This window comes from Chachezhania sediminis (assembly GCF_009765275.1).
In the GTDB taxonomy this organism is placed as follows: domain Bacteria; phylum Pseudomonadota; class Alphaproteobacteria; order Rhodobacterales; family Rhodobacteraceae; genus Chachezhania; species Chachezhania sediminis.
Genome location: NZ_VOPH01000002.1, coordinates 793,668 through 816,115, shown reverse-complemented (window position 1 = coordinate 816,115; position 22,448 = coordinate 793,668). Strand labels below are relative to the sequence as shown.

Below are 22,448 nucleotides of genomic sequence, written 5' to 3'. Positions count from 1 at the left end.
GCGGCTGGCTTCGTTGCTGTGATGGGCGCCATGACCGACCATGGCTTCCCGCCCCTGCCCGAATTCGACCTGGCGCACTTCACGCCCTATCGGCTGGCCGTGGCCGCCAAGCGCACAAGCGAGGAACTGGCCCGGCACTACCGGGCGCGGTTCGGAATCTCGATCCCGGAATGGCGGGTGCTGGTGCACCTGGCACATTCCGGCAATGTCTCGGTCCGGGATATCGAGGCGCGGGTGGCGATGGAGAAATACGAGGTCAGCCGCGCCGCAAAGCGGCTGGAGGACTCCGGGCTGATCGAGAAACGGGTGAACCAGGCCGACCGGCGGCTGGTCGATCTGGCGTTGACGCCCAAGGGGCGGCTGATGATGGCGGAGCTGCTACCCATGGCCCGCGCCCACCAGGACGCGCTGGAGGCACGGATGGGCGAGGCCTTCGCCCAGCTGGAGGCCGGGCTGGCCAAGCTTCTGGAAGACATCGAGCCGATCCCGCCCAAGGGTTGACGCGCGGGCTCAGACCTTCGCTGCCACATCCAGCACCATCTGCGGCACGCCATCCGACGTCATGTCCGCCGACCGTCCCCACGCATCGACCGTGGCCCGCACCTGCCGACGCAGATTCTGGAAGGCTGGCGAGCGCACGACATCGACCGGTTCGTCGAAGCGGACGGTCAGGGCATAGCCCTGCCCCGCACCTTCCAGCGCGACGATCCGGCCGGCGAAGGGCTGGCCCAGATACTGGCCAGTGACGCGCTGGTCCATCGTCAGCGGTTCAGGTTCGGCCTGCGACAGGCGGGCGTGAAGAACGTTCCAGTTCCGGGCGCCGTTCAGGCGCGCGATCCGTTCCAGCGCCTGGGCATGGCCGATCTTGGTGCCCTCTTCCGCCAGCGCCTGGCGCAGGGCCCTGGCCTGCGCCTTGGCGTCTTCCAGCGTGCGGATGGTCATGCCAAGTCCTCCGCCACCGGGGCCGCCAGGCCGAAGCCCGGTCCGGTGGTATGGCGGCGCAGCACCCGCACGGCGACGGTCAGGGCCAGCACCACCAGCACGGTATCCGCGATCGGATAGGCCAGCCAGATCACAGGCGGCCCCCAGATCAGCCCAAGAGAGATCACCAGCACCGGCGCGATGACAAAGGGCTTGGACAGGGTCAGCACCGCGGTCCGTGCCGGTTGCCCCACAGCCTGGAAGTAAAGCGCCAGGATCAGGATCGGACCCGTGGTGAAGAACAGCAGCAGCATCGACCGCAGGATCGTGCCCAGCTGGTCCACCACGGCCGGATCGTGGACGAAGGCGCGCCCGATGCTGCGGTTGGCGCCCAGAAGCGTCAGCTCGACCGTCAGGCAGTAGACAAGGATCACCCCCATCGCCAGGCGCAGCGTCGCGTCGGACCGGTGGTGCAGGCCCGCCCCCACATTGTTGCCGACGATGCTTTGCGTGGCCAGCGCCACGGCCATCATCGGCAGGTAGGCAAAGGAATAGACCCGCGTGACGATGCCATAGGCCGCGACCGTATCGGCAAAGGCCGCGCCGGCCGTCACCCGCAGCACCGCCAGCACGATGGCCGATCCCAGCGCGATCCCAATGAAACTCAGGCTCAGCGGGGCACCCAGGGCCAGGATCGGCCCCCAGCCGCCGGTCCAGCGGTGCCGCAGCAAGGCGCCCAGCGGTACGCTTCCGGCACCGAACGCGCGTGGTACGGCCAGCAGCGCAAGTCCCGTGACCGTGGCGAGCGCGGTGCCCAACGCGGCGCCCGCCACTCCCATGTCCAACCAGACCATCAGAACGTAATTCAGCACGATGTTGGCCAAAGTCACTACGGCCGACAGCAACGCCATCACCGGCGCGCGGCCTTCGTTCCGCCAGGTGTCGGCGTGGACCGACAACAACAACTGTACGGGCGACGCCACGGCAGAGATCGCAAGATAGGTCCAGGCCATGTCGGCGATCCGTCCCGGCCCGCCGGACAGCACCGTCAGGACCGGCCGTCCGAAGGCGAAGAACAGGACGATCACCGACAGCGCGAAGGTCAGCGCCAGCCCGTGGGCCCGGGCAAAGACGGCCTCGGCATCGTCCATACGGTCGGCCCCCAGATGGCGGGCCAGAAGGCTGGACATGCCGCCGCCGGTCAGGCTGGACAGCGCGATCAGGATCATCAGGGCGGGAAAGACGATGCTGACGGCGGACAGCGCATCGGCGCCGACCAGCCGGCCCAGGAACACCGCGTCGACGATGTTCTGGATCCCGCCCATGGTCAGGACCAGCACCATGGGCACGGCCTGCGCGGCAAAGACGCGCCAGACGGGCGCGGTCAGGAAACGGTTCTCGGGTGCGTGCCTCATCGACATCGCTCACTCCTCTGAAGGGCATTCCGAGTCGGATGGGCGCCTGCATTGCCCACCGTCGAAATGCATTCCGAGGGTGAGATGTCGTCTTCTGCGTCGGGCTTCACCGTGACTTTCGTCCGCAGGCGGCAGGTGCCCGATACCTGCGCGCCGCATACGACCGGCCCTGCGGCCCTGTCAAGCCGGAACAGACCCGGCGGGTCCCGCTATTTCGGGAACAGGAAGGTCAGGATCAGCCGCGCGCCCCAGCCTTCGGGGCCGTTCGGCGTGCTTTCCGCGTAATAGCGGACGCCGCCGCCGATGCTGATCGGCTGCTTGCCCAGCTTCGTCACCTTCGTGGCAACGGCATTGAACGGCATGCTCGTCTGGTTGGTCAGCACGTCATAGGTGGTTTCGGAATTCAGCGTATAGGTCCAGCCGCCGGCGGTGGTGTAGCTGACGAAGGGCTGGGCATAGGCCTGCTGGATGTCGGTCGCATTGCTGCCGCCGCCCACGTCCCACAGGTAGTAGCCCAGCGCGCCGACGGTCCAGGGCCCCGCCTGCTTCAGCACCACACCTTCGATCCCGGCGCCGAACTGGTTCAGGCCCAGATCGTCATTGCCGGTGGGCAGAAGAAAGGCGGGACCAAGGCCCCAGATCAGACCCGGCCTGCTGGGCGAGATAAAGAAGGTCTGCAGGGTATCGCCGAACCCGAGCTGCGACCGGCCCGGAATCACGTCGTCCTGGCTGATCACGGGCAGCACGGTCCGCATGATCAGGTTCCAGTCCGCGTTCAGCGTCACCGGCATCACCGGCTGGATGTTGACCGAGGTCCGGTGTCCCTTGTCGTTCGGGCCGATGTTCTGGTCATAGTTGAACTGCAGCGGCACGCTGATCAGCGATGCCACGGGGTTCGACAACTGCTTGGCCAGGTCGCTTGCGCTTTGCTCTGCCGACACCTGCGTCGCGGCAGCAGCCAGTGTAACCACGGCGGCCAGGTTCCGGATCATTCCCATGTTCCCACTCCAGTAAAATGCAATTCTGGCGCGAACCCCAGTGGCGCTTGTCGCCCATGATACTCCCGGGGCCTGCAGCATCGCAACGGCCTCGGTCCGACCTGTCCGGCAACACGGGGTCGCGTGGCCGGTTGCAGCCGATCCCGGAACCGGGGCAAGCCCCGCAATCGGCCGGATCGAAGGGGCCTTCCCCGTCCCCCGGCGGCGGGGCCACACCGCCAAGGATCAACCTTGGCGGGATTTTTCCTGAAAAACCAAGGCATCCACTGTTCGTCTCGAAGGCGCTTTTTTGCGCCACCCGAAATCCATAGCCTTGCGCGAAACGAAAACCCGCGTGTAAGCTTTAAGCATAAAAGATCTGGCCGCCGGCGCAATTTCACCGGGTAGGCTGCTGGCCCGATGCGGCCGCCATGTGAGGGAGAAGACAATGTACCGCATTCTGACCGGTCTGGCCGTCGCCAGCTTGGCCACGGCTGCCGTGGCCGACGAAGTGACCCTGCGCGGGGTGACCGCATTTGCCCCCGGCTCCACCTTCTCGCGCCCGTTCGAGGCCTTTGTCGAGCACGTGAACGAAACCGGCAAGGGCGTGGTCCAGATCGAATATGTCGGCGGGCCCGAAGCCGTGCCGACCTTCGAGTTGGGCAATGCCGTGTCTTCGGGCATCGTCGACATCGCCAACAACACGACCGCCTTCTACACGAACCTCGTCCCGACCGGCGACGCGCTGCACCTGGCCACCACGACGGTGCAGGAACAGCGGGCGAACGGCTGTTTCGACAAGATCGACGCCATCCACCAGGACCAGATGAACGTGAAATACCTGGCCCGGACCGGCGACAACATCCAGTTCCATCTCTACCTGACGAAACCGATCGACAAGCCCGACCTGACAGGTCTGACGCTTCGCACGACGCCCGTCTATCGCGCCATGTTCGAAGCCCTGGGCGGCACCCCCGTCCGCACCGCCCCGGGCGAGGTCTATACCGCGCTGGAGCGCGGTTCGATCGACGGCTACGGCTGGCCGGTGCAGGGGGTCATGGACCTGGGCTGGGACGAACAGACCAAGTACCGGGTCGATCCGGGCTTTTACCAGGTCGACGTGAACTTCCTTGTGAACCTCGACCGCTGGAACGGGCTGTCGGACGAGGCGAAGAAGGTGCTGGAAGATGCCGCCATCTGGACCGAGGAACAGAACGCCCAGAACATCGCCATCAACGAGACCGAGGCCGGCAAGCAGGCCGAGGCCGGGATCGAGGTGATCACCTTCTCGGACGAGGACACGGCCAAGTGGCTGGACACGGCGCAATCGGCCGGCTGGGCCGCGGTGGAACAGGTCGATCCGGCCATCGCCGCCGACCTGAAATCCTGCCTGTTGAAATAAGGACCGGGGCCGACGTTTCCGCGCCGGCCCTGTCCCTGCCAAGATGCTGGACATGTTCTTCGACCGACTGATCGGGCTGTGCGCCGCCTTCGCCGGGCTGGTGCTGGCGGCCATCGCGCTGGCAATTTCCGCCAACGTGGTGCTGCGGAACGCTTTCGGCACGCCCATTTTCGGGCTGCTGGATGCCGTGGAATACGGGCTTTTGCTGGCGACCTTCCTGGGCGCTCCCTGGGTCCTGTCCAAATCCGGCCATGTCGCCGTGGACCTTGTGACCGGCGCCCTGCCCCGGCCTACCGCCCGCGCGCTGGCGCGGGTCATGGCAGCCTTCGGTGCCAGCGTCTGCGCCGTCGTGGTCTGGTACGCGGCGCAAGCGGCCCTGATCTCGGCCGGGAAGGGATCGATGATCCGCACCGCCTTCACCATCCCGGAATGGTGGGTGCTGTCGGTGATGCCCGCGGCCTTTGCCCTGCTGACGATCGAGTTCGTCCGACAGGCGATCCGGCCCCCCGGAACGCCCGAACTGGCGGGGTTGTGATCGCATGGACTGGCAACTGATCCTTGTGCTGATGCTGGGCGGGCTGGCGGTGCTGCTGCTTCTGGGCCTGCCCGTGGCCTTCGCCTTCCTGGCGGTGACCCTGGTGGGGTCCTGGCTGGTGCTAGGCGGCGAACGCGGGCTGATCCAGTTCACGCGCAATGCCTCGACCTCCGTGTCGAACTTCCAGCTGGCGCCGATACCCCTTTTCATATTGATGGGGGAAATCCTGTTTCAGACCGGCGTTGCCCACCGCGCCATCGACGCGGTGGACCGCGTGGTGACCCGCATTCCGGGGCGCCTGTCCGTTGTGACGGTCTTCGGCGGCACGATCTTTGCGGCCCTGTCGGGGTCGACCATCGCCAACACGGCGATGCTGGGGTCGACCCTGCTGCCGGGAATGCTGAAGAAGGGCTATGCCCCGACGCTGGCCATGGGGCCGATCATGGCCTCCGGCGCCATCGCCATGCTGATCCCGCCCTCGGCGCTGGCGGTGCTGGTGGGCAGCCTTGCCGGCATCTCGATCTCCGGCCTTCTGATGGCGGGTGTGGTGCCCGCGCTGCTGCTGTCGATCCTGTTCGTCGTCTGGATCGTGGTCCGCGCCACGATGAACCCGGAAATGGCCCCGCCGGACGACACCTTGGGCCTGACCCTGCGCGAACGCTGGACGCCGTTCCTGCTTTATGTCGCGCCCCTGTCCCTGATTTTCGTCGTGGTGATCGGCAGCCTTCTCGCCGGTCTCGCCTCACCCACCGAAAGCGCGGCACTGGGGTCCGTCGCGGCCATCGTCCTTGGTGCCTGCTACAAGGCGATCTCGGTCGAGAAGCTGGTGAAGGCCTTGGGCGAGACGGTGAAGCTGTCGGTGATGATCCTGTTCATCATCGTCACCTCGCAAACCTTCGCACAGGTCCTGTCGTTCTCGGGCGCGACGTCGGGCGTCATCAAGATCATCCAGGCCTATGATCTGACCCCGATCCAGATCATGCTGGCCATGATTGCGCTGCTGCTGCTGCTGGGCTGTTTCGTCGATCAGGTCAGCATGCTGATGGTGACGGTGCCGATCTTCGTACCGCTGGCCAAGGCCGCCGGCATCGACCCGTTGATCCTGGGCGTGATCTATCTGCTGACGATGGAAATCGGCCTGCTGACCCCGCCCTTCGGCCTGCTGCTTTTTGTCATGAAGGGCGTGGCCCCGCCGGAAATCGGCATGGGCACGATCTATCGTGCGATCCTACCATTCGTGACGATCAAGCTTGTGGTCCTGGCCGGCATCGTCTGGATCCCGGCGCTGGCCACCTGGCTGCCGCACATGATCCGCTAGCCGTTCTGTCCCGGCATCCGGTGGATCGGGTCGACGGTCAAATCCGCCGGTGCCGCCCTACGGACCATCGGGATGCACATGCAGGGCGCAGGGCGGTTCAGGCTTGCGGGACCGGGATCGAAGGCGCAAGCCATCACGGCCACCGCATGACGGGCGCCGGAATGGTGCAAGCTCGACGTACTGGCGCCCCCTCGGGCATGCCTCCATTCCAGCGAGTGGATCGCACCGTCTGACCGGGAACCCAGCACCCGGAAAGACGTCGAGGCCGGAAAGGCGGCGGGTCTTCTGCGCCCCAAGTCCAGACGATGACATCCGGCCCCGGCGGCCGGGCGACAAGGCCGTCGTCCTTCGGTGTATCCTACGCGGACGGCAATCCGGCGGGCGACCTGTCGACCCGTCCTTCGCGGACCAAGTGCTCGACAACGGTCGATACGCGGGCGGGCAGCGCACCAGCCTTGCCAAGATAGACGACATGGAATTCCTCGCGCGCGACGGGCATATCGCGCACAACCTGTAAACGGCCCGTCGCAAGCTCCTCCCGGACCAGGAACCGGCCCACGCGGGCCGTTCCGTTGCCATGCAGCGCCAGTGCCGCAAGGGTGTTGCCATCAGTTGCCCGCAGGCGCATGGCGGCCTCGCGCCAGATCGGATCCCGGCGGGGATAGGCGAAACCGACCGAGTCGACGGGACCGTGCGGCGCCCGCACGGCAATCACCTCGCTGACGCCAAGGGACCGGGCCCGCATCGTCGAATCCGGCAGCGGCCCGGCCCTGACGCCCAGGTCGACCGGCTGCCCGCCCATGTCGACCAGATTGTCCCCGATCAGCAACTCGACCTCCAGATCCGGATGCGCGCGCAGCAATGCGGGCAGGATCGGCGCAAGGATGTGATTGGCATAGGCGGCACTGGTGGCGATGCGGACCGTGCCGGCCACCGGACCGCAGCCCACCTCCCGTTCTGCCTGGTCGAGGGCTGCCAGAATGCCGCGTGCCGATCGTGCAAAGGCCATCCCTTCGTCGGTGATGGCGATGCTGCGGGTGGTACGCCGCATCAGCGTGACGCCCAGGCGCCGTTCCAGCCGCGTCATCATCTTGGACACGGCAGAGGGCGTCATCCGGCGCACCAGAGCAGCGGCAGAAAAGCTGCCCTCGTCAACGACGGCCAGGAAAACTTCCATTTCCTGCAGGCGATTTGTATCTCTCATCGCGGCAACCTGTGAACTAGCGGCATAAGCATTGTTATTCATGGGCAGATTAATTCACAAGTCATGACCTGCCAGTCTTCTCCCGGCCAAGACGTGCATCGCAAGGAGACAGCCAGGTGGCACTTTCAACACAGGCGGACCGTGTGGGGGCACCCGCTCGCATGCTCCCGCTCATCGCCCTCGGGATCGGGGCCTTCGGCATCGGCCTGACGGAATTCATCATCATGGGATTGCTGCCGCAGGTGGCAGAGGATCTCGGCGTCGGCCTGCCATCCGCCGGGTTGCTGATCACCGGCTACGCGCTTGGCGTCACCATTGGTGGACCGGTCCTTGCTATCGCGGCCAGCCGCCTGCCGCATCGGGCCGTCCTGATGCTGGTGATGGCGATCTTCTCGGCAGGAAACCTGCTGTGCGCCCTCGCCCCGGATTTCGGGCTGGTGCTCGCGGCGCGCGTGGTCACCGGCTTCGCCCATGGCACCTTTTTCGGGACCGGATCGGTGGTGGCGCAGGCCATCGTGCCGCCGCATCGCAAGGCCTCGGCCATTGCCACCGTCTTTACCGGGCTGACGCTGGCCACCGTCCTGGGCCTGCCCTTCGGCACCTGGCTGGGCCAGATCTTCGGCTGGCGCGCCACTTTCTGGGCCGTAGCGGGCATCGGTGCCCTTGCCCTTGCCGCCATCGCCCTCTTCGTGCCGCAGACCGATGCCGGCACACCGTTGAAGCTGCGGCAACTGGCACTGTTCCTGCGGCCCGCGCCGCGGCGCGCGCTTGCGATGACAGCGCTGGGCTATGCGGGGGTATTCATGGTCTTCACCTACATCACCCCGCTTCTGACCGAGGCGGCCGGCGTGCCTGACGAGCGCGTGGCGCTTTACCTGCTGCTGTTCGGGCTGGGAATTGTCGGGGGCAATTTCGCAGGCGGCCGGCTTGCGGATCGCTGGCCCGGCGCTTCGGTGCCGCTGGTCCTGGCAGGTCTTGCCACAGGGCTTCTGGCCCTGCGCCTGGCGCTGACCCTGCCGCTGCTTGCCGCCCCGGCGATGCTCCTGCTCGGCATGCTGGCCTTTGCCACACTCGCCCCGCTTCAGTCCCACATGATGACCCGGACTCCCACAGGCAGCGACACGCTGGGGGCCACGCTGAACATCTCGGCCTTCAACCTTGGCAATGCGATCGGCGCCTGGCTCGGCGGTCTGGCCATCGCGGCAGGTCTTGGCCTGTCGTCCCTGCCGCCGCTCGCGGCCCTGCTGCCACTGGCCGCTCTGGCCCTGGCCTTCCTCCCCGAAAGGACCTGACATGCGCTCTCTTTCCCACGTGTCCGCGACCCTGCTTGCAATCAGCCTCGCCACGCCCGCGCTGGCCGACAGCTGGACCCCGGCCTGGATGGCAAGCCCCCAGTCTGTCTGGAACGATACTTCGGTCTTCGAGACCGGCCTGCCCGACAGCATCGCCGGCGTGACGATCCGGCAGCCGCTGACGCTTGGCTATGCAGCGGACCGACTGCGGCTGGTCCTGTCCAACGTCCACGGCACCCGGCCCCTTCCGGTCGATGCCGTGACCCTGGCCCGCAGCGTCGGCGGGGCAAGGGCCGAGGCACCGACGCCCGTCCTTTTCGGCGGCAGGCCCGATGCCGTCATCGCGCCGGGGGCAAAGCTTGTTTCGGACCCTGCGCCCTTTCCCGCCGAAGCCGGGGACAGGATCGCCGCCACGCTCACCTACGGTCCGGCCACCCTGGCCCAAGATTTCCACTGGGACGCCCGCGAGACCAGCTATCTGATCGATGCCGATCGCCCGGCGCCGGAGATACTGGCCGAAATCCCGGCGCGTCTGACCCTCAGCGCGGTGCTGTCGGACCGGCCGGCACGACAGGTGGTCATCGCCATGGGGGATTCGATCACCGACGGCAACGGGGCCCCGATGGACGCCATGGCGCGCTGGCCCGACTTCCTGGCCCGCGCCCTGTCCGGACAGGGCATCGCCGTGGTCAATGCCGGCATCTCCGGAGGGCGCCTGCTGAGCGACGGCATGGGGCGCAGCGTTCTGGCACGGCTCGGGCAGGATGCCCTGGCGGTGCCGGGGGCCGATACGCTCGTCCTGCTGATCGGCACCAACGACATCGCCTGGCCGGGCACGCCGTTCGCGCCTGACGAGCCACCGATGCAACTCGACCGTCTTCAGGCCGGGTTCCTGCAGGTCGCGGCCCGCGTTCACGCGCAGGGCATGCGGCTGATCCTGGGCACCGTCCCGCCATTCAAGCGCGCGCTGCCGGGAACACCGATGGAAACGACCTACTGGAGCCCCAAGAAGGACGGCCTGCGCCGGGCCCTGAACGACTGGCTCCGAAAAGCCGATTTCCACGACGGCTTCGTGGATTTCGACCGGGTGCTGGGCGCTGTGGGCGACGACGCGCGCCTGAACCCGGCCCATGATAGCGGCGACCACCTTCACCCGGGGGCGGAAGGCAACCGCGCCATGGCCGAAGCCGTGGCAGGACCCCTTCTGGACGGAATGGGAAAATGAAGGTCGTGCCCGCCACGGCATGCCTTCAGCCTGCGGGCGAAGGTGTAGGCCGCCGTGAAGTCCACGAGGTGCGTGCGCAGCTTCGTCATCGACGTTTACGCCCGCAGGATCGTCGGCTGGCGGGCATCGGCCGCGATGACGACCTGTGTGGGTGCCCGCTGTTTGGCAGGCATGATCTTCGGTTTGTCGGCCTGGTCTTCGATCGGACGTGTGTCAGGCCTCTGACCCTGGCCTTCCATGGCGCCACGGGCCAAGACGCCATGGGGCCGGCATGTTGTTCGGAAGGCTGGGTTCACATCGGTTCAGAGAGCTGCAAGCGCCCGAGCCCCGGGACTGGATCTCCCTGCCTTGAACTTCGAAGTCCGTGTCGCCTGCTCCTCGTCGATCGCTCCCCCCGGGCAGTCGCCTCCGCTATAGCTTCGGCATCAACCTTGTCGTCCTTCTGCCGTTTGACAAACGGCTTCACATAGGCCGCCGGAACCAGGCACACCTCGTCACCGTGCGACAGCGCCACTCGGGCCCCAGTGACGCGACGTGGCGCAAGCGTCCATCGCAAAGAATGCAGGTCGGCTGCTCCGCAAGAAGCGTCATCAGGCGCGTCCGTGAGAATACTCGGTTGTACAGAACCGCCCCATCCGCTCCGATTGCGCACACTTGGAAGCTGCCCTTCGCCAGGTGGATCGCCAGCATACCGATCTTCGTCGTCATCGATGCGCCCTCCGTTTGGTTCCGATGGAACGATCAGGGCATATGAGATGCCGTTGCGTGGGGGCGTCCACCGCATCAGTTCAGTGCCGCTTTCAGTACATTCCTTTGCCGGCCGCGCCATGCACCTGACGCGATCTTCAAGCACCAAAGCCTGCAACCAAAGTCCGCCCTTGGGTGAACGCAGCTTGAATGTATAGTCGGCTTCAGGAGAACGTTCTGATGGTCGAGCGACATCACGTCGAGGAAATCGCGCAGGTGCTGGACGGTCGTCCCACCGGACGCGACAGCTATGTCGATGCGTCCTGGCGACGCTGCGTCGAAGTCTATGGCATGGATCCCGCCCGCAGCGAGCCCGCGCATATCGTCACCGATGCCGAGTTCCGAACCCACCGCGATCAGGCTGAGTGGATGATTGGCGCCGCCCGCGCCAGCCTTCAAAGCCTCTTCCGGCAGGTCGCGGGGCAGAACTACGTGCTGTTGCTGACCGACGCGAACGGCGTTTGCGTCGATTTCTTCGGCGATAGCCTCTTTACCGAAGAATTGCGCGGGGCGGGGCTCTATCTCGGCTCGAACTGGTCCGAGGACCTTGCCGGAACCTGTGGCGTCGGCGCCTGCATCGTGACAGGCGAGCCGGTGACGGTTCACCAGGACGACCATTTCGGCAATGCCCATACCGCGCTCTCCTGCACTTCCGCGCCGATCTACGACAGCCTTGGCAAGCTCGCCGCGGTGCTCGACATCTCGCTGCTGCGCTCGCCGTCGCCAAAGAGCAGCCAGAACCTCGCCATGTCGCTGGTGACGGCGGCGGCGCGGCGGGTGGAGATGGCCAACCTGATGGCGGCGAGCCGCCGCGAATGGGTGCTTCGCTTTTCCACCAGCCCCGACTTCCTCGACGTGGACCCGGAAGGGGCCGTGGCCCTGGACGGCTCGGGGCGGGTGATCGGCGCCACACATGCGGCAACGCGGATGCTGTCGCGCGGGGGCAGCCTGATCGGAGAGAGGATCGATAGTCTGCTCGGGATCGGCGTCGATGACCTGACCGACCTGATGCGCGACCGGCCGACCGAGGAGCGTGTCGTGGCGCTGGGTGACGGCGGCGCGGTCTTCGGCCATGCGATCGCGCCGCAGGCGCCGCGCAGGCCGCGGACCATGGCGCCTGCTCTCGCCCCGCGGCGTGCGGGCGGCGGTGTCCTGTCCGGGCTGGCAGGCCACGACCCGACCATGGCGAGGCTCCTGTCGCAGGCAGAGCGGCTGGCGCCGACCCAGGTGCCGCTCGTGGTCTGCGGCGAAAGCGGCAGCGGCAAGACCAAGCTCGCGCGCGCGCTGCACATGGCCTCCGGGCGCGGCGGGTTCGTCACCATGGATTGCGCAGGGGCAGGGCCAGACGAATTAGCGTCGGTGTTTTCGGCGCATTCCGGCCCGGCAACGCTGCTTCTGCGCCGTATCGAGGATCTTTCCGAAGCCGCCGCACGCGCGCTGCCCGGTCTTCTCGATGCGCATCCCGAGCTGCGCCCGGTCTCGACGAGCGGCATCGGACCCAGTGCCTTGCTGTCGCACGAGACCCTGCCTTCTGCGCTCTATCACCGGCTCGCCGGGGCGGTGTACGAACTGCCGCCGCTGCGCGAGCGGCAGGATCTCGGCTGGCTGATCGAGCGGCTGTTGCGCCGCCGCTGCAGCGGCGAGATGCGGCTGACGCCCTCGGCCCGCGCCGAACTGATGGCCCGTGACTGGCCCGGCAATCTGCGCGAACTGGGCCATGTTCTCGACGTGGCCTGCGCCTTGGCGGAAGGCGACGTGATCGATCTGCCAGATCTGCCCGCGCCGCCGCGGCCCTGCACAGATCAGCAGAGCCTCGAGGCCGTGCTCGACGCCTGCAACTGGAACATGGCCCGCGCCGCCCGGCGGCTTGGGGTGAACCGCTCGACGGTTCTGCGCCGCATCCGCAAGGAAGGATTGCGCGCGCCCGGCTGACGCGTTGCGCGGCGTTGCGTTTGCAACATGCTGCATTGCCGCAACCCACAAGTCGGCAAAACCGCCGGATTCTCGTAGCGCGCGGGCGGTCAGGCTCGCCACACTCTCCTCATCACATTGCCTATGAGGAGGATACGCAATGCTCGACTCGACCATCACCGCCGAGGTGCAGGCCACGCTCGACAGCCTGAACGCAGCCCTGGAGGCGGGCGACGCGCAGGCCGCCAGCGCACTGTTCGCCACCGACAGCTATTGGCGCGACCTGATCGCCGTGACCTGGAACCTGAAGACCGCAGAGGGCCCCTCGGGCATTCAGGACATGCTCGCGGCACAGCTGAAACACACCAGGCCCGGCAATTTCGCCATTCAGGAGGGCGAACTGCCCGATGAGGATGGCGGCGTCATCACCGCGTGGCTTACCTTCGAGACCGCCGTCGGGCGGGGCTGGGGATTGATGCGCCTGAAGGACGGTCGCATCTGGACGCTGCTGACCGCCCTGCAGGAGTTGAAGGGCTTCGAGGAGCACCGGGGCAAACGCCGCCCGATGGGCGCCGAACACGGCGCCGCGAAGAATCGCAAGTCCTGGATGGAAAAGCGCCAGGCCGAAGCGGAGAGCCTTGGCTACACCGAGCAGCCCTACACCGTCATAATCGGCGGCGGACAGGGCGGCATCGCGCTTGGCGCGCGGCTGCGGCAGCTCGGCGTGCCGACCATCGTTCTCGACAAGCATGACCGCCCCGGCGACCAGTGGCGGTCGCGCTACAAGTCGCTCTGCCTGCATGATCCGATCTGGTATGACCACCTGCCCTACATCAAGTTCCCCGACAACTGGCCGGTCTTCACGCCCAAGGACAAGGTGGGCGACTGGCTCGAGATGTACACCAAGGTCATGGAGATCAACTACTGGACCCGGTCCGAGGTGCAGAGCGCGCAATACGACGAGGACGCCGGGACATGGACCGTCAAGGTCAACCGCGACGGTGAAGAGGTCACGCTGCGGCCCACGCAACTGGTTCTGGCGACCGGCATGTCCGGCAAACCCAATATGCCGGAGTTTCCGGGCATGGACAGCTTCAAGGGCGAGATCCAGCACAGCTCGCAACACGAAGGTCCGGACGCCTGGACCGGCAAGAAGGTCGTGGTCGTCGGCTCCAACAACTCTGCTCACGACATCTGCGCCGCGCTTTGGGAAGCCGATGCCGACGTGACCATGGTGCAGCGAAGCTCGACCCATATCGTGCGCTCGGACACGCTGATGGAGATCGGCCTCGGTGCGCTCTATTCGGAGGAGGCGGTGGCCGGCGGGATGACAACGGAGAAGGCCGACATGGTCTTTGCCTCCCTGCCCTACAGGATCATGCACGAATTCCAGATTCCGCTTTACGACCAGATGAAGGAGCGGGACGCAGAGTTCTACGCAGGGCTCGAAAAGGCCGGTTTCGACCTTGACTGGGGCGATGACGGCTCGGGGCTGTTCATGAAGTACCTTCGCCGCGGCTCGGGCTATTATATCGACGTGGGTGCCAGCCAGCTGATCATCGACGGCGAAGTGAAGCTGGTCAAAGGTCAGGTCGATCGCTTTGACGAGACCGGCGTGGTGCTGTCGGACGGAACTCATCTCGATGCCGATCTCGTGGTCATGGCGACGGGCTACGGGTCGATGAACGGCTGGGCTGCCGATCTTATCAGCCAGGAGGTGGCGGACAAGGTCGGCAAGGTCTGGGGCCTCGGGTCCGACACCACCAAGGACCCCGGCCCCTGGGAGGGCGAGCAGCGCAACATGTGGAAGCCGACCCGGCAGGAGAACCTCTGGTTCCACGGCGGCAACTTGCACCAGTCACGCCATTACTCGCTGTACCTGGCGCTGCAATTGAAGGCGCGGATGGAGGGGCTCGATACGCCCGTCTACGGCCTGCAAGAGGTGCACCACCTGTCGTGATGCCTGACCCGGCCGCGCGATAAGTGTCGCGGCCAAGCGCCCGGCCCTTCCTCCCGCCGGGCGCACCCCTTTCTGAGATTGGAGAAAAGAAATGAAAGCAGCACGTTGGCATGGCGTGAAGGACATTCGCGTCGAAGACATCCCGGAACCGAAGCCTGGCAAGGGCGACGTGAAGGTCAAGGTCGCATGGACCGGGATCTGTGGCAGCGACCTGCACGAATACCTGGCCGGGCCGATCTTCGTGCCCGTGGACGAAGACCACCCCCTGAGCCACGACAAGGCGCCGATCACCATGGGGCACGAGTATTGCGGCACGGTCTCCGAACTGGGCGACGGGGTCACCGGTCTCGCGGTCGGCGACCGCGTCGCGATCGAGCCGATCTTTGCCTGCGGGGAATGTCCGGCGTGCCTGGAAGGCAAGTACAATCTTTGCGACAGTCTCGGCTTCGTCGGCCTGTCTGGCGGACATGGCGGCTTTGCCGCCCACAGCGTCGTGCCCGCGCGCATGGTCCACAAGATGCCCGACGGGCTGTCGATGGAACAGGGCGCGCTTGTGGAGCCTGCGGCCGTCGCGCTTCATGCCGTGCGCCTTTCCAAGATCAAGGCCGGTGACAAGGCCGCCGTCTTCGGCGCGGGCCCGATCGGGCTTTTGGTGGTGGAATCGCTGCGTGTGGCCGGTGCGTCCGAGATACACGTCGTCGAACCCTCGGAGGTGCGGCGACAAAAGGCGCTGGATCTCGGCGCGACGTCGGTGATCGACCCCACGGCAACCGATGCCGTCGCGGAAATCCGCGGCGCCACGGGCGGAGTCCATGTCGCCTTCGAAGTGACCGGCGTGCCTCAGGTCCTGCCACAGTGCATCGACGCCACCCGCCACGAAGGACAGGTTCTGGTCGTGTCGATCTGGGAAAAGGAGGCATCCTTCCAGCCCAATACAGTCGTGCTCAAGGAACGCCAGGTGCAGGGCACCATCGCCTATCGCAACGTCTATCCGGCTGTGATGGCGCTGATGACCCAAGGCTATTTCAGCGCCGATCAGCTGGTAACGAAGCGCATCGCGCTGGAAGAGATCGTCGTCGAAGGCTTCGAAGCGCTGGTCGCGGAGAAGTCGCATGTGAAGATCTTGGTCAAGGCCCCCGACTGACATCTCACCGGGGAAACAACCGGCCGCCCCTGCATTGAGCGGCGGCCGGACCGCTTGCGTCCGACGAGGCGCCCGAATACCAAAATCCAACCAGCAGACTCTCGTTATAAATCAGGGAGCCGCAGGGGGCAGGTCAAATGGCCGCGCCCCCTGGGGACGCGGCCATCCGGCGTTCAACAGCCTTACTTGGCCGACAGCAGTTCCGGCACGGACAGCAGGATGAACTCGTTATTCGCGGCAACGCCCGGCTGACGCCCGCCCGAGAAGGGCAGGTTGTTGTCATTGGCCACCATGATGTGGGTGTCGTCCACGCGGGCCACGTCCTCGATCGTGAAAAACGGGAAGGTGAAGTTGCCTTCGGCGGGCTTCATGCCGTCCAGCGCCACGCCGTTCGGGTCGTCGATGTCCATCAGATCGATATGGCCGATGCGGCGGATGAAACCGTCTTCGTCCATGTCCGACATGTCGACCAGCACGATGTTCTTGACCATCGCCGGCTTGGGATAGCAGGTCGAGGTGTCGGTGGCCCCTTCGGCACAGCCGCGCGACGGATCGCCTTCGCCGTTGTCGCGTTCGATCACCAGCGCGCGGGTGTCGTCGATGAAGTTGAAGTCGCCGATGGCGGTCGCGCCCTCGGCCAGCTTGAACTTGGCGCTGCGGCCGGTCCATTCGCCCGCCTTCGGATCGAATTCGATGACCCGCAGGAAGGACCCTTCGGTCTGTCCGCCTTCGACCAACAGCGGCTTTTCAAGCATCGCCCACAGCATGTCGGTGCCAGGCTGAAGCGCCATGCCTTCGTAACCGCCCGAACGCTGCACCTGATAGTCGGTGCCGGCCGCCGCGGGGACGTAGAGGGCATAATTGTCGGGGCCGCGCAATTCCTGGCCACCCAGGACCGTCGGGTAGACGTCCTTGATCACGCCGTCCAGCGAGGCCCGGATGATGTAGGGGCCGAATTCCTCGGCGATGAAGACCTCGTCGCCCAGGACCTGGATCGATTCCGGATCAAAGTCGGCGCCGGTCAGATAGCGGCCTTCGGTGCCTTCATAGGCGATGCGGAACGGGACCTTGTGGTCGGGGTCGCGCAGAAAGATCGTTTCGCGACGGTCGACTGTGTTGGTGTCGAAGTCGGGCGCCATGCGGTGGAAGAACAGCATCGCGTCGACAGAGTTGCGCTTGTTGCCATAGCCGTTGTCGGTCAGCGTGTACCAGCTGCCGTCCTCGTGCGGGATCATGGCGAAGCCGGACATGCCCTGCATCGGCTGGCCGATGAACGGCAGCGCAATGCCGGTATCATGTCCGCCATAACCCTTGCCGACATTGCCCATCACGGACATCGGCGCCTCGTTCCGGGCGCCGCCTGTGAACTTGCCGGAAACCCAGGCCTCGCGCGGGGCGTCGGCCGGGGGCGTGACCAGCGTCAGCGCCGGGATGAAGGCGTGGCCGGCCAGCGTGGCGGGAAAGACCACCTCGTCCGCGGCGGCGGGGGCGGCAAATGCGGTGGAAAGGGCAAGGACGGAAAGCGTGGTACGCATGGGATGTCATCCATTCGACAATTCAGGATGACGCGCTGCTAGAGGTCCCGCGTAACGGTGGTATGGCCCTGCGGTGTCAATTCGGTAACCGGTCGATGACATCCAGGCAACACGGGGGCCGACATGGCCCCTGCCCCGCCCTGCCAGATGCGAAAAGGGGCCCGGCGATCCGCCAAGCCCCTTTAATTCATGGGTTTTCCAGTTCTGCGCTTTGGCCCGGCCTCGCTGTCACGTCAACCAGGGGCTCCCGCGACGTCAAGGACGGTCAGCCCGGCGACATGCCCCGCAGCCGTTCCGACCGGCGCCGCAGCAGTTCGACCACGGTCAGCAGGACGATGGAAATCGCGACCAGCACCGTCGCCACCGCCAGGATTGTCGGGCTGATCTGTTCGCGCAGGCCGATGAACATCTGCCAGGGCAGCGTCTTCTGGCTGGCCGAGCCCACGAACAGCACCACCACCACCTCGTCGAACGAGGTGATGAAGGCGAACAGCCCGCCCGAGATCACGCCCGGCAGGATCAGCGGCATCTGCACCCGGAAGAAGGTGGTGACCGGGTTCGCCCCCAGGCTGGACGCGGCGCGCGTCAGCGACCGGTCGAAGCCCACCAGCGTCGCGGTAACGGTGATGATCACGAAGGGAATGCCCAGGGCCGCATGGGCCAGCACGACGCCGACATAGGTCCCCTGCAACCCGATCCGGGAATAGAAGAAGTACATCCCCGCGGCCGAGATGATCAGCGGCACGATCATGGGCGAAATCAGGATCGCCATGATGGTCTGCCGGAATGGCACATGCGGCTGCGACAGGCCGATGGCGGCCAGCGTGCCGAAGGCCACCGACAGGACCGTCGCCGCGGGCGCGATGGCCAGCGAGTTCCACAGCGCCTGCTGCCAGTCGGGATTGTAGAAGAAATCATGGTAATGCTTCAGCGAGAAACCTTCGGCCTTCAGCGCCAGCATTTCTGGCGTGAAGGTGAAGAAGTCCTGCGCGTTGAAGCTGAGAGGCATGACGACAAGGATCGGCGTGATCAGGAAGATCAGGATCGACCAGACGATCACCCGGAAGGTATAGTACCACAGCACCTGCCGGGGCGTGAGGTAGGGCGCCAGTCCGCGGCGGTAGGTGCCGTTCGCGATCCAGGTCGCGAACCAGCCGAAGAAACATCCCGCCAGCCCCGCCACCACGGCCGAGGCCAGGCCAGCGATGGCATAGCCCGCAGCCGCGAAGAGGATGACGATGGCCCAGCGGGCCGCTGCACGGCTGACGGGGAACTTGCCTTCCGCCAGCGCCAGCGCGCCAAGGCCCACCACGGCACCCAGCACAGCGCCGGCGACAATGCCAAACAGCAGGCTGCCCTGGGCATTGCCCATGAACAGCCCCGCCAGCGCCCCGAAGGCCGCGACAAGGCCCACGGTGAAACGCGGGGAGGGCCGGAAGGTGTCGGTCACGAAGCTCATGGCTCAGCCTCCCAGCTTGACGTTGTCGATGCCGACGATGCGGTCGTAGGCCCAGTAGAGCACCAGCACCGCCACCAGCAGGATGGTCCCCAGCGCCGCCGCCAGGCCCCAGTTCAGCGAATTGGAGATGTGATAGGCGATCCGGTTTGAAATGAACGTGCCGGTCGTGCCGCCGACCAGTTCCGGCGTGATGTAGTAGCCGATGGCCAGGATGAAGACGAGGATCGACCCCGCGCCGATGCCCGGCACGCTTTGCGGGAAATAGACCCGCCAGAAGGCCGTCCAGTCATTGGCACCCAGCGACTTTGCCGCGCGCAGATAGCTGGGCGGGATGGTCTGCATCACGGAATAAAGCGGCAGGATCATGAACGGCAGCAGGATGTGGGTCATCGCGATGATCGTGCCGGTCTGGTTGTTGATCAGCGCCAGCCTTCCGGTTTCGCCGACGATGCCCAGCCAGACCAGCGTGTCGTTCACCACGCCATGCTGTTGCAGCATCACCTTCCAGGCCGAGGTCCGCACCAGAAGCGAGGTCCAGAACGGCAGCAGAACCAGGATCATCATCAGGTTCGCGCGCCGCGACGGCAGGTTCGCAAGCAGCCAGGCCACAGGATAGCCCAGGACGATGCAGGTGCCGGTGATGATCAGCGACATGATCAGCGTGCGCTTGAACAACATGATGTAGATGCGCTCGTTTTCCGGGCGCACCTCGACCCCGTCAGACCCCAGCTTCAGATCTGCGGCGTTCAGGAAGTAGCCCGAAGTATAGCGCCCGGAATTGACCTTGATGGTGCGCCAGACCTCCGGGTCCAGCCATTCCTCGTCGACCGCGGCCATCGCGTCCTTGAAGTTGATCGCCGGAAGCGTCGCCACCGCCGCGGCGGCAGCCTGCAACTGCTCGGCGCCCGGGCCGGTATAGGACGCGATCCTGGGCGCGATGGCCGGATCGGTCAGATCCAGCGCCATGGCGACATAGACGGCTTCCCACGGGTCTTCCTCCTGCAGGACGTCGCCGTCCTCCAGCACCGCGAAGACGCCGAATTCAGCATATTGGCGTGACGTGCGGGGCAGAAGCGCCATCGCTTCGGGCGACAGCCCGAATTTCAGGTCGGTCCTGTTCGGCGCCACGGCGCAGGGCGCGCCCAGAACGCCCCGGACCGCGCACCATGACTGGCCAACCGGGCCGCGGGCGCTTTCGCCCTGAAGCGCGATGAAACGGGAGCGCGCCTCCTCGATCTCGGCCTGGCCGGCATCGCCGCCCAGAATCGAGTACCAGAAGGCGCCGTCGCGCCAGGCTTTCTTGTCGGTATCCTCGATGGCCTCGACCTGGTCCTTGGCCACGTCGTCCATCGCCCGGCCCGACCCGCGGAACAGCGAGGATATCCCAGGCATCTCGTAGTTCAGGCGGGTGCCGAGCCGGGTGTGCTTCTTGGCCTCGGCCGCCAGGAACAGGTCGAAATAGACCGCGCGGAAGACATCTTCCGGCGGCAGTTCGTCCTGGTCCGGGTTCCAGTCCTGAAGCGCCACCACCGTGGCCGGCAGCGTGTCTTCGACGATCCTGTTTTCGACCGACCGGAACAGCATGTCGAAGATCGGCGCCAGGAAAGTGACCAGAACGAAGATCAGAAGCGGCAGCACCAGGGCCAGGGCCCGAATTTTCTGCATCCGGAGCGATCGCGCAAGGCTGCGCTTCAGCGGCGTGCCGTCGGCAGCGCGCATCGGCCCGCTGTCTGCACTGCCTCTATCCATGGTCGCGTCGGTCATTTGGCACCAGTCCCCATGTTGTCGCCAAGTTGGGCGCGTCGGCCGGTCTTGTGCCGGCCTTCGCTTTTATTTCGTGTCTGATCCGTTACCGGATCAGATGTCATCATGACCTTCGACAAGGATGATGGTGCTTTCCGCCGTCCTGCGCCGGATCTCGGCCACCGCCTGGTAGTCGGGATCGTAATAGGCAGCCTTGGCTTCCTCGTAGGTCGGGAATTCGATCACCACGTGCCGGTTCTGCGTCGCGCCTTCCGGCGTTTCCGACTGGCCGCCGCGGACAATGAACTTGCCCCCCAGCCCCTTCAGGATCGGCGTGTCCTTGATGACGTATTCCTGGTAGGCCTCAGGGTCCGTGACCGTGATGTGCCCGATGATATAGCCCTTCGGCATGTTCGGTCCTCCGGAACGAAGAACGGAGCGGGCAAGATGCCCGCCCCGCGCCGTCAGGTTATTGTGCGAGCCAGGCCTGGAACTTGGCGTCCAGGTCGTCGCGATGGTCCGCCCACCAGTCGTAGTTGTTCACGAAGGTGTTTTCGGCGTTGTTCGGATCGGTCGGCATGTGCGGTGCCATCTCGATGCCCAGGGTGGCGTGCTTGCCCACCAGCGGTGCAGAAGACGCACGCGCCGGACCGTAGGAAATGTACTTCGCCTGGTCGGCCAGCCGCTGCGTGTCGGTGGCGAACATCACGAAGTCCTTGACGCGGGCCAGACGGTCTTCCGGCAGGCCGGCGGGGATGATCCAGCCGTCCAGGTCGAACATCTGCCAGTCCCAGGCCATGCCGATGGGCTGTTTCTTCTCCTCGATGGCCGAGAACAGGCGACCGTTGTAGGCCGAGCCCATGAAGATCTCGCCCGAGGCCAGCAGTTCCGGGGTCTGCGCCGAAGCGGTCCACCAGATCGTGTCGTCCTTGATGGTGCCCAGCTTGGCCAGGGCTCGCTCGACGCCCTCGTCGGTTTCCAGCGCGTCATAGACGTCTTCATAGGCCACGCCATCGCACAGCAGCGCCCATTCCATATTGGCAATCGGCTGCTTGTTCAGTGCGCGCTTGCCCGGGTACTTCTCGGTATCGAAGACATCGCAGGCGCTGGTCGGCGGCTCGACACCGTCCGGAACCATGTCGGTGCGATAGCCGAAGGTGGTCGAGAACACGATCTGCGGGATGAAGCAGTCGGAAACCAGCATGTCGCCAAAGTCGTCCTCGGCCGAGGTGCCGTCGGGCGCGGCGGCCAGGTCTTCGTCCGGATCGATTTCCATCGCCAGGCCTTCGTCGCACAGGCGGATGGCGTCGGCGGCTTCCACGTCGACCAGGTCCCAGGTGATGTTCCCGGCTTCGCTTTGCGCGCGCAGCTTCGACACGGCCTGGGCCGAGCTTTCGTCCCAGACGACTTCAAGGCCATCGTTCTTGGCCTTGTAGGGATCGGAATAGGCGTTCACCTGGCTGGACTGGTAGGCACCGCCCCAGCTGACGATGGTCATCTCGTCGGCCATGTCGGCCGCGAAGGCCGCCGGCGCGACAAGCGCGGTACAGGCCGCCAGGGCGCTGATTTTCTTGATCATCATTATTGATACACTCCTCTGATTTATCTTCGGGTGTTCGGGGCGCCGTCTTGCTGCGATGCCCCGCCGACCCCGGCGGAT

18 protein-coding genes and 1 pseudogene are annotated in these 22,448 nt (G+C 65.8%); 9 read left to right on the top strand and 10 right to left on the bottom strand.

What is annotated here, in order from left to right; genetic code table 11:
- Positions 1-30 precede the first annotated feature (30 nt).
- On the top strand, positions 31-501 hold the full coding sequence (locus FQK05_RS08800) for a MarR family winged helix-turn-helix transcriptional regulator (protein WP_158965755.1): 471 nt from the start codon (positions 31-33) through the stop codon (positions 499-501).
- Between the two features lie 9 nt (positions 502-510).
- Here the strand turns inward: FQK05_RS08800 and FQK05_RS08795 are convergent, their stop codons facing one another.
- The 3 genes from FQK05_RS08795 to FQK05_RS26020 all read right to left on the bottom strand — a co-directional run bounded on the left by FQK05_RS08795 (position 511) and on the right by FQK05_RS26020 (position 3,328).
- The gene (locus FQK05_RS08795) at positions 511-942 is read right to left on the bottom strand and encodes a glyoxalase superfamily protein (protein WP_158965753.1); all 432 of its coding nucleotides are present in this window, start codon (positions 940-942) and stop codon (positions 511-513) included.
- Positions 939-2,342 (bottom strand): MATE family efflux transporter, encoded by a 1,404-nt coding sequence (locus FQK05_RS08790; protein WP_158965751.1) that lies wholly within the window; start codon positions 2,340-2,342, stop codon positions 939-941. Before FQK05_RS08790 ends, FQK05_RS08795 begins: the two co-directional genes overlap by 4 nt.
- 203 nt (positions 2,343-2,545) lie before the next feature.
- The gene (locus tag FQK05_RS26020) at positions 2,546-3,328 is read right to left on the bottom strand and encodes a transporter (protein ID WP_233270429.1); all 783 of its coding nucleotides are present in this window, start codon (positions 3,326-3,328) and stop codon (positions 2,546-2,548) included.
- 433 nt (positions 3,329-3,761) lie between these two features.
- Between FQK05_RS26020 and dctP the strand changes: the two genes are divergently transcribed.
- From dctP to FQK05_RS08770, 3 genes are read left to right on the top strand one after another with little or no spacing between them, the layout of a single operon-like run.
- The gene (dctP, locus tag FQK05_RS08780; RefSeq protein ID WP_158965749.1) at positions 3,762-4,715 is read left to right on the top strand and encodes a TRAP transporter substrate-binding protein DctP; all 954 of its coding nucleotides are present in this window, start codon (positions 3,762-3,764) and stop codon (positions 4,713-4,715) included.
- Positions 4,716-4,767: 52 nt separating this feature from the next.
- Positions 4,768-5,250, top strand: coding sequence for a TRAP transporter small permease (locus FQK05_RS08775; protein ID WP_233270428.1), 483 nt, complete (start codon positions 4,768-4,770; stop codon positions 5,248-5,250).
- A 4-nt stretch (positions 5,251-5,254) separates the two neighbouring features.
- Positions 5,255-6,568 (top strand): TRAP transporter large permease, encoded by a 1,314-nt coding sequence (locus FQK05_RS08770; RefSeq protein ID WP_158965745.1) that lies wholly within the window; start codon positions 5,255-5,257, stop codon positions 6,566-6,568.
- Positions 6,569-6,926: 358 nt separating this feature from the next.
- On the opposite strand, the gene FQK05_RS08765 is transcribed toward FQK05_RS08770, so the two are convergent.
- The gene (locus tag FQK05_RS08765) at positions 6,927-7,772 is read right to left on the bottom strand and encodes a LysR family transcriptional regulator (RefSeq protein ID WP_158965743.1); all 846 of its coding nucleotides are present in this window, start codon (positions 7,770-7,772) and stop codon (positions 6,927-6,929) included.
- A gap of 161 nt (positions 7,773-7,933) precedes the next feature.
- Between FQK05_RS08765 and FQK05_RS08760 the strand changes: the two genes are divergently transcribed.
- Positions 7,934-9,064, top strand: a complete 1,131-nt coding sequence (locus FQK05_RS08760; RefSeq protein ID WP_158965741.1) for an MFS transporter — start codon at positions 7,934-7,936, stop codon at positions 9,062-9,064.
- Position 9,065: 1 nt separating this feature from the next.
- Positions 9,066-10,289, top strand: a complete 1,224-nt coding sequence (locus FQK05_RS08755) for a GDSL-type esterase/lipase family protein (protein ID WP_158965739.1) — start codon at positions 9,066-9,068, stop codon at positions 10,287-10,289.
- A 394-nt stretch (positions 10,290-10,683) separates the two neighbouring features.
- On the opposite strand, the pseudogene FQK05_RS26600 reads toward FQK05_RS08755, so the two are convergent.
- A pseudogene (locus FQK05_RS26600) lies at positions 10,684-10,837 on the bottom strand (IS110 family transposase); the annotation flags it as partial.
- A gap of 379 nt (positions 10,838-11,216) precedes the next feature.
- Between FQK05_RS26600 and FQK05_RS08750 the strand changes: the two are divergent.
- From FQK05_RS08750 to FQK05_RS08740, 3 genes are all read left to right on the top strand, one after another.
- Entirely contained in the window at positions 11,217-12,968 is a 1,752-nt protein-coding gene (locus tag FQK05_RS08750) for a sigma-54-dependent Fis family transcriptional regulator (RefSeq protein WP_158965737.1), read from the top strand.
- Between the two features lie 139 nt (positions 12,969-13,107).
- A complete protein-coding gene (locus FQK05_RS08745) occupies positions 13,108-14,907 on the top strand; it encodes an NAD(P)/FAD-dependent oxidoreductase (protein WP_158965736.1) in 1,800 nt (599 codons plus the stop codon).
- 91 nt (positions 14,908-14,998) lie between these two features.
- Positions 14,999-16,051: a 2,3-butanediol dehydrogenase gene (locus FQK05_RS08740; RefSeq protein WP_158965734.1), complete on the top strand. Its 1,053-nt coding sequence runs from the start codon at positions 14,999-15,001 to the stop codon at positions 16,049-16,051.
- Between the two features lie 182 nt (positions 16,052-16,233).
- Here the strand turns inward: FQK05_RS08740 and FQK05_RS08735 are convergent, their stop codons facing one another.
- From FQK05_RS08735 to FQK05_RS08715, 5 genes are all read right to left on the bottom strand, one after another.
- Complete coding sequence (locus FQK05_RS08735; RefSeq protein WP_158965732.1) at positions 16,234-17,586, bottom strand: esterase-like activity of phytase family protein; 1,353 nt, start codon at positions 17,584-17,586, stop codon at positions 16,234-16,236.
- A gap of 265 nt (positions 17,587-17,851) precedes the next feature.
- Positions 17,852-19,045: an ABC transporter permease gene (locus FQK05_RS08730; RefSeq protein ID WP_158965730.1), complete on the bottom strand. Its 1,194-nt coding sequence runs from the start codon at positions 19,043-19,045 to the stop codon at positions 17,852-17,854.
- A 3-nt stretch (positions 19,046-19,048) separates the two neighbouring features.
- The gene (locus FQK05_RS08725; RefSeq protein WP_233270427.1) at positions 19,049-20,809 is read right to left on the bottom strand and encodes an ABC transporter permease; all 1,761 of its coding nucleotides are present in this window, start codon (positions 20,807-20,809) and stop codon (positions 19,049-19,051) included.
- Between the two features lie 93 nt (positions 20,810-20,902).
- On the bottom strand, positions 20,903-21,199 hold the full coding sequence (locus FQK05_RS08720) for a DUF1330 domain-containing protein (RefSeq protein WP_158965728.1): 297 nt from the start codon (positions 21,197-21,199) through the stop codon (positions 20,903-20,905).
- Positions 21,200-21,257: 58 nt separating this feature from the next.
- Positions 21,258-22,370 carry an extracellular solute-binding protein gene (locus FQK05_RS08715; protein ID WP_158965726.1) on the bottom strand — a complete coding sequence of 371 codons (1,113 nt, stop codon included), beginning with the start codon at positions 22,368-22,370 and terminating at the stop codon, positions 21,258-21,260.
- Between the last annotated feature and the right edge of the window lie 78 nt (positions 22,371-22,448).

Bases quoted from the DNA above. Each gene is read 5' to 3' on its own strand.
- FQK05_RS08775 (WP_233270428.1), top strand. From the start codon at position 4,768: ATGTTCTTCGACCGACTGATCGGGCTGTGCGCCGCCTTCGCCGGGCTG.
- FQK05_RS08715 (WP_158965726.1), bottom strand. From the start codon at position 22,370: ATGATGATCAAGAAAATCAGCGCCCTGGCGGCCTGTACCGCGCTTGTC.
- FQK05_RS08720 (WP_158965728.1), bottom strand. From the start codon at position 21,199: ATGCCGAAGGGCTATATCATCGGGCACATCACGGTCACGGACCCTGAG.
- FQK05_RS08800 (WP_158965755.1), top strand. From the start codon at position 31: ATGACCGACCATGGCTTCCCGCCCCTGCCCGAATTCGACCTGGCGCAC.
- FQK05_RS26020 (WP_233270429.1), bottom strand. From the start codon at position 3,328: ATGATCCGGAACCTGGCCGCCGTGGTTACACTGGCTGCTGCCGCGACG.
- FQK05_RS08735 (WP_158965732.1), bottom strand. From the start codon at position 17,586: ATGCGTACCACGCTTTCCGTCCTTGCCCTTTCCACCGCATTTGCCGCC.
- FQK05_RS08750 (WP_158965737.1), top strand. From the start codon at position 11,217: ATGGTCGAGCGACATCACGTCGAGGAAATCGCGCAGGTGCTGGACGGT.
- FQK05_RS08790 (WP_158965751.1), bottom strand. From the start codon at position 2,342: ATGTCGATGAGGCACGCACCCGAGAACCGTTTCCTGACCGCGCCCGTC.
- FQK05_RS08765 (WP_158965743.1), bottom strand. From the start codon at position 7,772: ATGAGAGATACAAATCGCCTGCAGGAAATGGAAGTTTTCCTGGCCGTC.
- FQK05_RS08770 (WP_158965745.1), top strand. From the start codon at position 5,255: ATGGACTGGCAACTGATCCTTGTGCTGATGCTGGGCGGGCTGGCGGTG.
- FQK05_RS08730 (WP_158965730.1), bottom strand. From the start codon at position 19,045: ATGAGCTTCGTGACCGACACCTTCCGGCCCTCCCCGCGTTTCACCGTG.
- dctP (WP_158965749.1), top strand. From the start codon at position 3,762: ATGTACCGCATTCTGACCGGTCTGGCCGTCGCCAGCTTGGCCACGGCT.
- FQK05_RS08795 (WP_158965753.1), bottom strand. From the start codon at position 942: ATGACCATCCGCACGCTGGAAGACGCCAAGGCGCAGGCCAGGGCCCTG.
- FQK05_RS08760 (WP_158965741.1), top strand. From the start codon at position 7,934: ATGCTCCCGCTCATCGCCCTCGGGATCGGGGCCTTCGGCATCGGCCTG.
- FQK05_RS08755 (WP_158965739.1), top strand. From the start codon at position 9,066: ATGCGCTCTCTTTCCCACGTGTCCGCGACCCTGCTTGCAATCAGCCTC.
- FQK05_RS08725 (WP_233270427.1), bottom strand. From the start codon at position 20,809: ATGACCGACGCGACCATGGATAGAGGCAGTGCAGACAGCGGGCCGATG.
- FQK05_RS08740 (WP_158965734.1), top strand. From the start codon at position 14,999: ATGAAAGCAGCACGTTGGCATGGCGTGAAGGACATTCGCGTCGAAGAC.
- FQK05_RS08745 (WP_158965736.1), top strand. From the start codon at position 13,108: ATGCTCGACTCGACCATCACCGCCGAGGTGCAGGCCACGCTCGACAGC.